Annotated in this window: 12 protein-coding genes; 3 read left to right on the forward strand and 9 right to left on the reverse strand. The window is 63.2% G+C overall.

The annotated features are described in order from the left end of the window. Positions 1-240: 240 nt before the first annotated feature. A complete protein-coding gene (locus tag AACG97_RS06610) occupies positions 241-954 on the forward strand; it encodes a UTRA domain-containing protein (protein ID WP_115293531.1) in 714 nt (237 codons plus the stop codon). A gap of 100 nt (positions 955-1,054) precedes the next feature. Here AACG97_RS06610 and AACG97_RS06615 read toward each other — a convergent pair whose 3' ends face one another. The 7 genes from AACG97_RS06615 to minC form a co-directional block, all read right to left on the reverse strand. Continuing rightward, positions 1,055-3,208: a mechanosensitive ion channel family protein gene (locus AACG97_RS06615; protein WP_009686253.1), complete on the reverse strand. Its 2,154-nt coding sequence runs from the start codon at positions 3,206-3,208 to the stop codon at positions 1,055-1,057. 44 nt (positions 3,209-3,252) lie between these two features. Continuing rightward, positions 3,253-3,420: a hypothetical protein gene (locus tag AACG97_RS06620; RefSeq protein WP_009686254.1), complete on the reverse strand. Its 168-nt coding sequence runs from the start codon at positions 3,418-3,420 to the stop codon at positions 3,253-3,255. Between the two features lie 524 nt (positions 3,421-3,944). Beyond that, positions 3,945-5,234, reverse strand: coding sequence for a M18 family aminopeptidase (locus AACG97_RS06625; RefSeq protein WP_009682847.1), 1,290 nt, complete (start codon positions 5,232-5,234; stop codon positions 3,945-3,947). A 187-nt stretch (positions 5,235-5,421) separates the two neighbouring features. After that, positions 5,422-6,057, reverse strand: a complete 636-nt coding sequence (locus tag AACG97_RS06630; RefSeq protein ID WP_009682848.1) for an RluA family pseudouridine synthase — start codon at positions 6,055-6,057, stop codon at positions 5,422-5,424. A gap of 153 nt (positions 6,058-6,210) precedes the next feature. Continuing rightward, the gene (gene minE / locus AACG97_RS06635) at positions 6,211-6,465 is read right to left on the reverse strand and encodes a cell division topological specificity factor MinE (protein ID WP_009682849.1); all 255 of its coding nucleotides are present in this window, start codon (positions 6,463-6,465) and stop codon (positions 6,211-6,213) included. 3 nt (positions 6,466-6,468) lie between these two features. Continuing rightward, entirely contained in the window at positions 6,469-7,281 is an 813-nt protein-coding gene (gene minD, locus AACG97_RS06640; protein WP_003252574.1) for a septum site-determining protein MinD, read from the reverse strand. Between the two features lie 120 nt (positions 7,282-7,401). Then, a complete protein-coding gene (minC, locus tag AACG97_RS06645) occupies positions 7,402-8,163 on the reverse strand; it encodes a septum site-determining protein MinC (protein WP_009682850.1) in 762 nt (253 codons plus the stop codon). A gap of 111 nt (positions 8,164-8,274) precedes the next feature. Between minC and AACG97_RS06650 the strand changes: the two genes are divergently transcribed. Then, positions 8,275-9,210 (forward strand): lipid A biosynthesis lauroyl acyltransferase, encoded by a 936-nt coding sequence (locus AACG97_RS06650; RefSeq protein ID WP_009682851.1) that lies wholly within the window; start codon positions 8,275-8,277, stop codon positions 9,208-9,210. 25 nt (positions 9,211-9,235) lie between these two features. Next, positions 9,236-10,387: a patatin-like phospholipase family protein gene (locus AACG97_RS06655; protein ID WP_225785814.1), complete on the forward strand. Its 1,152-nt coding sequence runs from the start codon at positions 9,236-9,238 to the stop codon at positions 10,385-10,387. Between the two features lie 54 nt (positions 10,388-10,441). Here the strand turns inward: AACG97_RS06655 and AACG97_RS06660 are convergent, their stop codons facing one another. Together AACG97_RS06660 and AACG97_RS06665 are read right to left on the reverse strand one after the other, a co-directional pair. Beyond that, the gene (locus AACG97_RS06660; protein ID WP_009682854.1) at positions 10,442-11,269 is read right to left on the reverse strand and encodes an MlaA family lipoprotein; all 828 of its coding nucleotides are present in this window, start codon (positions 11,267-11,269) and stop codon (positions 10,442-10,444) included. Then, positions 11,262-12,560, reverse strand: coding sequence for a serine/threonine protein kinase (locus AACG97_RS06665; RefSeq protein ID WP_029885886.1), 1,299 nt, complete (start codon positions 12,558-12,560; stop codon positions 11,262-11,264). The genes AACG97_RS06660 and AACG97_RS06665 overlap by 8 nt, the downstream gene beginning before the upstream one ends. Positions 12,561-12,665: the final 105 nt, after the last annotated feature.

Genomic DNA, 12,665 nt, shown 5'->3' on the forward strand with positions numbered 1-12,665 from the left:
CAGCAAACCTTGAGCCAAGGTAGGCCGCTTGCGTGACAATTTGATGTAGGGGTACACCGGCAACGGCCCTGCGACTAAAGCGTAGACCACGGAATTCAACCGGTCGGGCGGCCTTGGCGCGTTTCTGGCAAGGGTCGCGGCAGGCGCTTGTCACAGGATATTCATCAGCCCTGCCTAGGCTGCACTAATCTTCACAGGCCCCTTTGTGGGGCTGGACTAGTCCAGATAGGTAACCTTTTGATGCAGTCGACGCCCCCGCGTGCGGTAACAGCCATCTGCCATGCCCTGCAGGAGCAGATCGAGCACGGCTTGCTGGAACCGGGCGGCAAGTTGCCGGCCGAGCGCCGGCTGAGCGAGCTGTTCGGCACCACGCGCATTACCCTGCGTGAAGCGCTGGTGCAGCTTGAAGCCCAGGGCCTGATCTACCGCGAAGAGCGGCGCGGCTGGTTTGTGGCGCCGCAGCGCCTGACCTACGACCTGATCGAACGCAGCCACTTCCATGCCATGGTGCGCGCCCAAGGGCGCGTGGCCAGTACCGAGCTGCTGTCGGCGCGGCTGCAGCCAGCCCCGGCAGCCATCTGCGCGCGCCTGCAGATGCCGGCGTTGTCCAGTGTGGTGCGCATCTGCCGGTTGCGGCGCATTGATGGGCGGGCAGTGTTGTATGCCGAGCACTACCTCGACCCCCGGTATTTTCCGGACATCCTCGAGCATGACCTGGCGCAGTCGCTGACCGAGATTTATGGGCGGGTGTATGGCATCGAGTATGGGCAGGTGTGTTTCGAGATCCTGCCAACGGCATTGCCAGTTGAAGCGGCGGGGGCGTTGAAAGTATCGACGGGGAGCCCGGGGCTGCACATTACCCGGGTCAACTGTGACCAGTATGGGCACCTGATCGACTGTGACCTGGAGTATTGGCGGCATGATGCCATTCGTATTCGTGCCCAGGCGGGCTAGGGTGTTGGCTGCTTCGCGGGCTTGCCCGCTCCTACAGGTACTGCACAGGCCTTGAACACTGTGATTACCCTGTGGGAGCGGGCAAGCCCGCGAAGAGGCGCTAACTGGAGGAACCGGTTTCCGCCATCCCGCCACCCCCAGCGGTCACCACCTGTACCGACAACCGTGGCGTCGCCAGATCCAGCCCGGCCTCGTCCAGCTGCCGCTTCAGCGCCAGGTTGAACGCCCGCGACACTTCCCATTGCTTGATCGGCGCGGTCTTGAACCGTGCCCGCAACACCGCCGAACCCGACTCGAAGCTTTCCACCCCCTGCAGCTCCAGCGGCGACCAGATATTGCGGCGCATCAGTGGGTCGTTGCGCAGTTTTTGCCCGACTTCGCGAATCAGCGTGATGGCCTGGTCGATGTTCATGCTGTGCGGGATCGCCACCCGGAAGATCGCGTAGCCGAACTCCCGCGAGTAGTTCTTGATGCTCTTGATTTCGCTGAACGGAATGGTGTGCACGATGCCGTCGATATCGCGCAGGCGCACGGTGCGAATGGTCAGCCCCTCGACGGTGCCCAGGTGGCCGCCGACATCCACGTAGTCGTCGATGGCCAGCGAGTCTTCGATGATGATGAACAGCCCGGTGATCAGGTCGGCCACCAGCGACTGCGCGCCAAAGCCGATGGCCAGGCCGATCACGCCGGCACCGGCCAGCAGCGGGGTGACGTTCATGCCCATGTTGGCCAGGGCCACGATCACGGCAATGATGAAGATGACCACGAACATCACGTTGCGGATCAACGGCATCATGGTTTGCGCGCGGGCATTGGCCAGCCCTCGGCGCGAACGTACCAAGGCATGGTGTACGGCGGTGTCGGCCAGGATCCACACCAGCCAGGCGACGATCAGCGTGCCGGCCAGCCCCAGCAGGCGCACGCTGATGTCGTGACCGTCGCCCTCGGCGAAGGTGATCATCGACAGGCCCCACACGCGCAAGCCCAGCTCGATGAACAGCAGCCAGATAAGGATGTGCACCAGCAGGTAGCCAAAGTTGCGCAGGCGCTCGGCATACACCGCCTGGCGCTTGGCCGCCCGCTTGGGGTTGGCTGCATGCCGCCGCACCAGGCCATTGAGCACCATGCACACCACCACCAGCACCGTGCACATCAGCGACTGGCGCAGCGCGGTGCTGGTGTCACCGGCAGAAACGAAGGTGGCGAACAGTGAAATCGCCACCAGGATCAGTGCGGGAATGAACCAGAAGCTGCCCAGGATCTCGATGGTGTCGCTGAGCGTGCGCCGGGTCAGGCGCCGGGACAGCGGCTGGTTGCGGATCAGGTGGGCAATGGGCCGGCGGAAGCGCAGGATGAACAGCCCGGTACACAGGGCGGCAATCACATTGGCCAGGGTTGCCAGCGCATGCGCCAGGTGGGTACCCAACGCCACCAGCAGGCGCGGGTCGCTCATGGCCTCGCCAAAGGCGGCGAAGCTGCCGATCAGCCACAGTGGCCGGAACGCCTGGTGCCGCAGGATATGCAGGGCGCGGTGGCGGTGCGGGCCGTCGAGCAGCGAAAAGGCGATGACGCACACCGCCGAGAAGCAGGTGCCCACCACCAGCGCGTAGGCCAGCACCATGGCCAGCGATTTGCCCAGTGACGGCGGCAGCACGAAGCTCAGGTACACGGTGAACACCAGCGCCACCAGCCAGGGGCCCAGCTTGCGCAAGGCAAAGCGCACCAGGTCCCAGGTGCGTGGGTGTTGCGGCAGTTCTTCACTCAGGCCAAACCGCAGGCGTATGCGGTGGCCGACCCAGTTGAAGAAGTAGGCCAGCAGGCTCCACACGGCAATCACCGCGGCAAAGCCGAACAGGATGGCCGGCCACTGGTGCACCGGCACCATCAGCTCGGTCAGCTCGACCTGGGCCTGTTCGATTTCCGCCGCCCAGCGGTGGAACGGGCTGGCATCGCCGCTGAACTGTTTTTCGAAGTCACTCAGCGCGCCACCGATCAGGCCGAGCACACCTTGCTCGACACTGGGCTGAGTTTGCCGGGTGGCATCGCGCAGTTTTTTCAGGTCGGCCAGCAGCTTGGCCCGTTGCTGGTCGTTTTCGAGGTTCTTGATCACCTCGTCCAGCGACTTGCCCAGTGGCTCGGTGGCCTCCGGCTGCGCGGGCGCGCTGCTGCCCAGCAGGCCGGGCAGGCCCGCTGCCTGCACCGGGGTGATGAACAGCAAGAACAGTAGGGACAGGAAACGCAGAAGGGCAGGCACTGGCAAATCTACCTCAGGTCAAACGATTGCCCGAGTGTAGAGGTTTATGTCGGCAGTTTCTCGAGGATCTTCCAGCAGGTTAGGCCAAAGATGCCCAAGGTGCCGATCCACATCATCAGCACACCGATACTGCGTTCGCGCATGCTGAAGCCAACGGTCAGCAACAGCAGGAACAGAAAAACCGGCACGAACAGGGACAAAAACGGGGACATGGACAGCAATCCTTTTGCAGTGGGGCCATGTAACAAGCATAGCGGGTGGCAAGCGAAGCGGGATTGACCTTGAGCAGGCCAGGCCCTATCGCCGGCAAGCCGGCTCCCACAGGGAAAGCGCCAGCCCTGAAGGTTGTGCAGTACCTGTGGGAGATTCTATGGTTCCTGGCAAGGGTAGCCGGAGCATCTTCAGCGCCTGTGAGATCGAGCGCCGCCCGCGCGGCGCAATCGCGAGCTGCGCTCGCTCCTACGTTTGTTTCGGGCCAGTAACGCCTGTGACAGGCGCGCGCGGCCGCCTTGTTTGTACGGCGCGATATTGAGGCATGCACCAAGGCGTTCGCGCGCAAATCCCACAGGAATAATTGGCCCGAAACAAACGTAGGAGCGAGCGCAGCTCGCGATTGCGCCGCGCGGGCGGCGCTCGATCTAACAGGCGCTGCCATACCTTGTGGCAAACACCTGTCAGCCCTAAAGCGATCCCTGTGGGAGCTGGCTGGCCGGCGATAGGGCCAGACCTGCCTACCTCAAGGCAGCTCGCGGCACCGGTAGAACGCTGTCAGCACCTTCACCAGGTGCGCCAGGTCATGGCTACCACACAGCTCGCGAATCGAGTGCATGGCAAAGGTCGGCAAACCGATATCCACGGTGCGCACACCCAGGTGGCTGGCCGTGATCGGCCCGATGGTCGAGCCACAGCCCATGTCGCTGCGTACCACGAAGCTCTGCACGGGCACTTCTTCGGCCATGCACAGGTGGCGGAAGAACCCAGCGGTTTCGCTGTTGGTGGCGTAACGCTGGTTGTTGTTCACCTTGATCACCGGCCCGGCGTTGAGTTTGGGCCCATGGTTGCCGTCGTGCTTGTCGGCATAGTTGGGGTGCACGCCGTGGGCGTTGTCGGCCGATACCATCAGCGAACGCTGGATGGTGCGCACGTAGGTGTCGCCGTCGGGCAGCAGGCGTTGCAGGGTCTGCTCCAGCATCGGGCCATCGGCGCCGCAAGCCGAGCAGCTACCGACCTCTTCATGGTCGGTGCACACCAGCACGCAGGTTTCGTCGCTGTCGGCGGCCAGCAGTGCCTGCAGGCCGGCGTAGCACGACAGCAGGTTATCCAGGCGGGCCGCGGCGATGAAGTCGCCGTTCAGGCCGACCAGGGCGGCCTGCTGGGTGTCGTAGAAGCTCAGTTCGTAGTCCAGCACCACGTCGGCGATCAGCTCGTGTTCACGGGCCAGTTGCTCGGTGAGCAGGGCGCGGAAGTCGATGCGTTCGTCACCGGCCACCTGGGCCAGGATCGGCGGCAGTTCGTTCTGCGGGTTGATCGCCCAGCCCTCATTGGCGGTGCGGTTCAGGTGGATGGCCAGGTTGGGGATGATGGCAATGGGCAGTTTGAAGTCGATCAGTTGGCTTTCGACCTTGCCATCACGGCGGTAGGTGACCCGCCCGGCCAGCGACAGGTCGCGGTCGAACCACGGCGCCAGCAGGGCGCCGCCATACACTTCTACGCCCAGTTGCAAAAAGCCCTGGCGCTGCAGCTCGGGCTGCGGCTTGACCCGCAGGCAAGGGCTGTCGGTATGCGCGCCGACCATGCGGATACCGTGGTGTAGCGGGGCTTGCTTGCCCAACTTGATGGCGATGATCGATGAATCGTTGCGGGTAACGTAGTAGCGCCCGCCCGGCACCGTGGCCCAGCTATCACGCTCGTCCAGGCGCTGGTAACCGGCTGCCTCCAGGCGTTGGGCCAGGCTGGCGGTGGCATGGAAGGGCGTGGGGGAAGCCTTGAGAAAGTCGATAAGGCCAGAATTCAGTGCATCGCGCATAACTCACTCCAATTCGAGCTTCAAGCTATAAGCTTCAAGCCATAAGCTACAAGCCATAAGCTACAAGCCATAAGCTACAAGTCGTAAGCTGCAAGCTTCAAGCAAAGGCAGTCCGCGGAGCAAGCTTCCACGCGATCTGTCTTTGCTTTTTCTTGCAGCTTGCAGCTTGCAGCTTGATGCTTGCAGCTTAAAAAGGTGCAGGGCACTCGAACTTCAGCCGTTGCCCGGAAACCGGGTGGGTGAAGCTCAGCATCGAGGCGTGCAGGCACAACCGCTCATGCGCCGCCAATGCCTGCGGGTTGGCATACAGGCGATCGCCCAGCAACGGGTGCCCGATCGACAGCATGTGCACGCGCAACTGGTGTGAACGCCCGGTGATCGGGGTCAGCTCCACCCGGCAGTGGTCGCCACAGCGCTCGACGATGCGCCAGAAGGTGAGGGCATGCTTGCCTTGCTCATGGTCCACCACGTGGCGGGGCTTGGTCGGCGGGTCGTAGCGCAGCGGCAGGTCGATGCTGCCGCTGTCCAGCGCCGGCTGCCCCCAGCACAACGCGGTGTAGGCTTTTTCGGTTTCACGGTCGTGGAACTGGCGCGACAGCTCGCGGTGGCTGTCGGCATCGCGGGCCAGCAGGATGATGCCCGACGTTTCCCAGTCCAGGCGGTGCACGATCAGGGCGTCGGGGTAGCCGTTTTGCTGCAGGCGGGTAATCAGGCAGTCCTTGTTGTCGTCGGCGCGGCCAGGCACCGACAGCAGCAGCGTCGGCTTGTTGATCACCAGGATGGCGGCGTCTTCGTGCAGGATCTGGATGTTCGACAGCGGCATTGCTCGGTCTCGGTTATATCAGGGGAAAACAGCGGGGCCGCTTTGCGGCCCTTTCGCGACACAAGGCCGCTCCCACAGGGGAGTGCATAACCCTTGTGGGAGCGGCCTTGTGTCGCGAAAGGGCTGCAACGCAGCCCCGGCTTTTTTGCCGAATCAACGATCCGGCAAGGTAATGTTCAGCTCCAGAATGGAGCAGCTGCCCTGGTTCTCCAGCTCGATATGCACGTCGTCATTGCCGATGTTCACATACTTGCGGATCACTTCCAGCAGTTCTTTCTGCAGCTCCGGCAGGTAGTCCGGCTCGCTGCGCTGGCCGCGCTCGTGCGCCACGATGATCTGTAGACGCTCTTTCGCCACCGACGCGCTGGTCTGTTTCTGTCTGCCACGAAAGAAGTCAAAAAGGTTCATGGTTTATTTGCTCCCGAAAATGCGCTCGAAGAATCCTTTCTTCTGTACATCGATGAAGCGCATTGGCTTCTCTTTGCCCAACAGGCGGTCGACTGCATCGCTGTAGGCCTGGCCAGCGTCGCTCTGGTCATCGAGGATGACCGGGATACCCTGGTTGGAAGCCTTGAGCACAGCCTGAGACTCCGGGATGACGCCTTTGAGTTTGATCGACAGGATTTCTTCGACGTCGGCCACGCTGAGCATTTCGCCCTTCACCACGCGCTCGGGATGGTAGCGGGTGATCAGCAGGTGCTCCTTGATCGGCTCTTCGCCGTTCTCGGAACGGCGCGATTTGCTCGACAGGATACCCAGCATGCGGTCCGAGTCACGTACCGACGACACTTCAGGGTTGGTCACGACAATCGCTTCATCGGCGAAATACATCGCCAGGTGCGCGCCTTTCTCGATACCGGCCGGCGAGTCGCAGATCACGTACTCGAAGTCCTTTTTCAGGTCCATCAGTACCTTTTCCACGCCTTCCTGGGTCAGCGCGTCCTTGTCACGGGTCTGGCTGGCGGCCAGCACGTACAGGTTCTCGAGGCGCTTGTCCTTGATCAGGGCCTGCTGCAGGTTGGCTTCGCCGTTGACCACGTTGACGAAGTCGTACACCACGCGGCGTTCGCAGCCCATGATCAGGTCGAGGTTACGCAGGCCCACGTCGAAGTCGACGATGACGGTCTTGTGGCCGCGCAGTGCGAGGCCGGTACCAATGGCGGCGCTGGTGGTGGTCTTGCCCACACCCCCCTTGCCGGAAGTAACCACGAGAATCTTGGCCAAGGTGTTTCACCCCTAAAATAGTCGGGACACTTGTCCCTGCAAAAAACTGAAATAGCTTTAATAGCTCAAATAAAAGGCAACTGTAAAAAAAGTTGCACTAAAAATGCTGGCAAGTATCCGTTAAAGACGGGTGATGTTCAACACGTCACCAGACAGGCTGACTTGCACACCGGTGCCCCACAGCGGGTCGCGGCGCAGGTCTTCGCAGACCTTGTACTGGCCAGCGATGGAGACCATTTCGGCGGTCATCTGCTGGCAGAAGATACGTGCCTTGGTATTGCCCTTGATGCCGGCCAGGGCGCGGCCGCGCATGGCGCCGTACACATGGATGTTGCCATCGGCCAGAAGTTCCGCACCTGGGCTGACCGAAGCCGTGACTATCAGATCGCCACCTTGGGCGTAGATCTGCTGGCCGCCGCGTACCGGCGAAGTGATGATACGGGTCGGGCGTACCTCCGGCTCCGGGGCTGGGGGCGGTACCGGGGCGGGTTCGGGTTTTTTCACCGCTTCGGGTTCGGGCTCCAGCGGCCGCTCACGGGCGCCGGACGGCGGCAGCACGGGCAGGTCGATGGCGATGGCGGCGGCGATGTCCTCGATGCGGCTGGCACGAATGGCCAGCGTACGCAGGCCATGGTGGCGGCAGATCCGCATCAAGCCGGGCAGGTCGATTGCCCCTTCATCGGCAGGCAGCTTGTCCAGCGCCAGCACCAGCGGCGTGTTACTGAAGAAGTTCGGCGCCTGGGCGACTTTGGCCGCCAGCTGGCGGTCCAGGGCTTCAAGGTCATTGCGCGCCAGTTCCAGTACGGTGATGGCAAGCATGCTGCCCTTGAGCTGGAACACGGAAGCGGTGTCGGGTGTGTGGTTTGGGCTCATGGTCTGCATAGACGGCTTGTTGCGGAAAAAGTGCCCTGACTTATAACGAGAACACCGGTTGCCCGCAACATGCGCTGATCCGTTGTAGAATGCGCAGCCTTTGTCTTTCCGGATGCTTCAATGGAACGCCCGCGTTTTCGTCGCTATTACCTTCACCCAAAGTTCTGGGGCCTGTGGCTGGGCCTGGGCCTGCTGTGGCTGGTAGTCCAGTTGCCGTACCGGGTGCTGTTGAAAATCGGTGCCGCGCTGGGCGCGGTGATGTACCACTTTGCCGGCGAGCGCCGGCGCATTGCTGCGCGCAACCTGGAGCTGTGCTTTCCGGAGCTGTCAGTCGACGAACGGCAGCGGTTGCTGAAGGCCAACTTCGCGTCCACCGGCATCGCCTTCTTCGAAATGGCCATGAGCTGGTGGTGGCCCAAGGCGCGGCTGGCACGCCTGGCCCATGTCGAGGGCCTGGAGCACCTGCAAGCCGCGCAGCAGGCGGGGCAGGGGGCCATCCTGATGGCGGTGCACTTCACCACCCTGGAAATCGGCGCGGCGCTGCTGGGCCAGCAGCACACCATCGACGGCATGTACCGCGAGCATGGTAACGCGCTGTTCGATTTCATCCAGCGCAGCGGCCGCGAGCGCCACAACCTCGATTCGCTGGCGGTGGAACGCGAGGATGTGCGTGGCATGCTCAAGCTGCTGCGTTCGGGCCGGGCGATCTGGTACGCGCCGGACCAGGACTACGGCACCAAGCAGAGCCTGTTCGTGCCGCTGTTCGGCATACCCGCCGCAACGGTCACGGCCACCACCAAGTTTGCCCGGCTGGGCAAGGCGCAGGTCATTCCGTTCACCCAGAAACGCCTGGACGATGGCAGCGGCTACCGGCTGGTGATCCACCCACCGCTGGCGGACTTCCCCGGGGAAAGCGAAGAGGCCGATTGCCTGCGCATCAACCAGTGGGTCGAAAGCGTGCTGCGCGAATGCCCCGAGCAGTACCTGTGGGCGCACCGCCGGTTCAAGTCGCGGCCCGAAGGGGCTGAGCGACTGTATGACAAGAAAAAGCGTTGAACCCTGTGTCGCCGGGAAGCACGCCATGGTCCCACCTGCGGTAACCGGCCTTATCCTGTCTGGCGGTGGCGCCCGCGCCGCCTATCAGGTCGGCGTACTGGCCGGCATCGCCGAGCTGTTGCCGGCCAGCGCAGCCAACCCGTTCCCGGTGATCGTCGGCACTTCGGCAGGGGCCATCAACGCCGTGACCCTGGCCAGCGGTGCCGGCCAGTTCAACAGCGCCGTGCAACGGCTGACGCACTTCTGGCAGAACATTTCCAGCCACCTGGTGATCCGCAGTGACTGGCCTGGGGTGGTGCGCCAGGCCAGCCGGTTTGTCGGCCACAATCTGCTTGGGCTGGGCGGCCAGGCGCCCGTGGCGTTGCTCGACAGCCGCCCGCTGCGCACCTTGCTGGAGGCGCAGCTGAACCTGGATGGCATTGGCCAGGCCTTGGCCGCCGAGCAACTGCGCGCGGTAGCGGTAACCGCCTTCGGTTACGAGTCCGGCCAGGCGGTGACCTTCTACCAGGGCCGAGGCTCGATCGAGGCCTGGTTGCGCCACCGCCGCATCGGCGTGCCCACGCCGCTGGGCATCGACCACCTGCTGGCCAGTGCGGCGATCCCGCTGCTGTTCGCGCCGGTGCAGCTGGGTGACGAGTATTATGGTGACGGTGCGGTGCGGCAGTCGGCGCCGATAAGCCCGGCTCTGCACCTGGGTGCCAGCCGGGTGCTGGTGGTCGGCGTCAGCGGCAACCCGCAGCGGCCTGCGCCACCCTTGCCGCCCCAGCGGGTGTTCAGCGGGCAGCAGCCAAGCCTGGCGCAGATCGGCGGGCACCTGCTCAACAGCACCTTCATTGACAGCCTGGAAGATGACATCGAACTGCTGCAGCGGCTCAACCACCTGGGCCGGCTGTTGCCAGCGCACCTGGACGCACGCCGCCTGGGCCTGGCACCGATCGATGTGCTGGTGGTTGCGCCCAGCCAGCCGCTGGACGAGATTGCCGCGCGCCACCGCCGCGACCTGCCGGCGGCGCTGCGCCTGTTCCTGCGCGGGCCGGGGGCAACCCGTACCAGTGGGGCGGGGGTGTTGAGCTATCTGCTGTTCGAAGCCGGTTATTGCAGTGAGCTGATCGAGTTGGGGCGCCGCGACGCCTTGGCCAAAAAGCGCGAGCTGTGCCAGTTCCTGGGTATCGGATAACGCCTGCGCCGGCCCTTTCGCGGCATTGCACCGCCGCCAAAGGGCCGGGCCGGGTTAGTCGGCTATCTGCAGCTTGCGCGATTGGGTATACACGTAGCGCACTTTTTCATACTCGAACGGCGAGTTGAGCTGGCCATAGCGGAATTTGGTGTTGTAGCGCTTGTCCACCACGCGCAAGGCGAAGATCTCAGGGTGGTCCTTGCTGGCGTCGGCCACGTTGAGGTAGTTGATGCTCTGCTCGCCGGCGTAGTCCACTGCCAGGCCGGTGGTATCGCGCAGGTTCGACGGGCCCAGCAGCGGCAGCATCAGGTACGGCCCTTCGGGTACCCCGTAGAAGCCCAGCGTCTGGCCAAAGTCTTCGCTCTGCCGTGGCAGGCCCATGCTGGTGGCCGGGTCCCACAGCCCGCCTACGCCAATGATGGTATTGAACATCAGCCGCGCGGTGATCTCGGCCGAACGTTTGGCCTTGAGCTGCAGCACGCTGTTGAACAGGTTCGGCACATCGCCCAGGTTATTGAAGAAGTTGCTGACCCCGGTGCGGACGAAGCTTGGCGTAACGTACTGGTAGCCGTTCACCAACGGCAGCAGCACCCACTGGTCGAGGCGGTAGTTGAAGTGGTAGATGCGCCGGTTGACCGACTCCAGCGGGTCGTACACGTTCAGCGCCTCCAACGTGGAGCGCTCGAACTCGCGCTGGTCCAGGCCGGGGTTGAATTTCAGCTCTCGCAGCGGGTCGAGAAAACCGTCGGACTCGGGCACCAGTGGCGCTGTGCCAACCACCTGCGGGTCGGCCTCGACCACGCTGGCCCGCGGTGCGGTTTCGGCGGCCAGGGTGTGGCCGGCGGCTAGCAGGGCAGTGGCGAAGAGGAGTTTGTTAACCACGGAAGAACTCCAGCATGGCGTCGCTGTTGACGCGGTAGTTGAGGTTGCCGCAATGGCCGCCATGGGGGTAGAGGGTCAGCCGGTCACCAAAGACCTTGCGCAGGAAGCCGATGTCGCCCGGGCCGAGGATGACGTCGTCGGCGTTGTGCATCACCGCGATCTTGTCGCTGCTGTGCAGGTAGTCTGCCAGCGCGTACAGGCTGACCTGGTTGATCAGTTGCAGGATGCTGTTGCCGTCGGTGCGTGCACGCCACATGGGGATTACCTGCTCGGTCATGTAGCAGTCGAAGTCACACTGCAGGGCACGTTTGAAGAACGGCGTGAGGCTGCTGCCTTCGGTGATCGGGTACTTCGGCGGAATGATCAGGCCGCGACGGTTGATCAGGTCGGAGGTAAAGGCAATGTCGGCCGCCGAGAAGCGGAACGAGGTGCCGATCAACATGGCCATCTGTTCGTTGGACAAATGTTGTTTCGACTGCTGGAAGTCGTACAACAGGGCATCGTTGAGGTCGATGTAACCCTTGTCCTGGAAGTAGCGGGTGAGCTTTTGCAGCATCAACTCGTAGAAGGTGGTGCTGCGGTCGATGCCCTTCACCTGGGTTTGCACCAGCTTGTCGAGGTTGTTGATCGAGGTGTACAGGTTGACCGGTGGGTTGAGCAGCAACACGCGCTTGAAGTTGAAGCTGCGGCGGGTTTCGTCCAGGTGGCTGACGAACGCCGCGTCGAGGGCCCCCAGGCTGTAGCCGGTGAGGTAGAACTCGCTGACCGGCAGGCGCGGGTGCTGGGCCCGCACGGCCTGCATGACCCGGTACAGGTCTTCGGCGTCTTCCTGGGTGATGCCGGGGGTGGCAAAGCGCGAGGCGGCGCTTATGAAGTCGTAGCTGGTAGGCGAAGACAACTGCACCACGTGGAAACCGGCCTGATAGAACAGCTTCTTCAGGTATTCGTTGATGGTGCTGTTGTAGGCGGCCCCGGTGCCGGCGATGATGAAGATCAGCGGCGCCGCGTGGTCCTGGCGGGCCAGGCGGTACTTGAGCTTTTTTACCGCCCAGAAGTTGTCGGGCAGGATGAACTCGCGCTCCGGGCGCAGGTTCAGGCTGTAGTCGGACTGGTCGATGTCTTCATCGCTGGGCAGGGTCGGGCGCTGCTCCGGCGGCGTAGTGGCGATGGTGGCCTCGAACGGGTTGGTCAAGGGGTAGCCATAGCTGGCGGCGTCGATATCGCGCGCTGAAGCGGCCACAGCCATGAGCAGGCCACCGAGCAAGGCAGCGAGGCGCAAAGTACGAAGCATGTAATCCCCCAAAAGAACGCAAGGTCAAGCGTATGCAGGCTAGGACCACTGCGGGCTGAACAAAGTTGCCTGGCGTAGTGGCCTTTGGTGTTCTTGTAATCTGCA

Origin of the sequence: Pseudomonas sp. Nvir (genome assembly GCF_963778085.1) — a bacterium.
GTDB classification, from domain to species: domain Bacteria; phylum Pseudomonadota; class Gammaproteobacteria; order Pseudomonadales; family Pseudomonadaceae; genus Aquipseudomonas; species Aquipseudomonas juntendi.

What these genes read in the sequence shown, in the direction of transcription:
- AACG97_RS06650 (WP_009682851.1), top strand. Translation starts at nt 8,275, where the DNA reads ATGGAACGCCCGCGTTTTCGTCGCTATTACCTTCACCCAAAGTTCTGG.
- AACG97_RS06610 (WP_115293531.1), top strand. Translation starts at nt 241, where the DNA reads ATGCAGTCGACGCCCCCGCGTGCGGTAACAGCCATCTGCCATGCCCTG.
- minE (WP_009682849.1), bottom strand. Translation starts at nt 6,465, where the DNA reads ATGAACCTTTTTGACTTCTTTCGTGGCAGACAGAAACAGACCAGCGCG.
- AACG97_RS06630 (WP_009682848.1), bottom strand. Translation starts at nt 6,057, where the DNA reads ATGCCGCTGTCGAACATCCAGATCCTGCACGAAGACGCCGCCATCCTG.
- AACG97_RS06665 (WP_029885886.1), bottom strand. Translation starts at nt 12,560, where the DNA reads ATGCTTCGTACTTTGCGCCTCGCTGCCTTGCTCGGTGGCCTGCTCATG.
- AACG97_RS06655 (WP_225785814.1), top strand. Translation starts at nt 9,236, where the DNA reads ATGGTCCCACCTGCGGTAACCGGCCTTATCCTGTCTGGCGGTGGCGCC.
- AACG97_RS06625 (WP_009682847.1), bottom strand. Translation starts at nt 5,234, where the DNA reads ATGCGCGATGCACTGAATTCTGGCCTTATCGACTTTCTCAAGGCTTCC.
- AACG97_RS06620 (WP_009686254.1), bottom strand. Translation starts at nt 3,420, where the DNA reads ATGTCCCCGTTTTTGTCCCTGTTCGTGCCGGTTTTTCTGTTCCTGCTG.
- minC (WP_009682850.1), bottom strand. Translation starts at nt 8,163, where the DNA reads ATGCAGACCATGAGCCCAAACCACACACCCGACACCGCTTCCGTGTTC.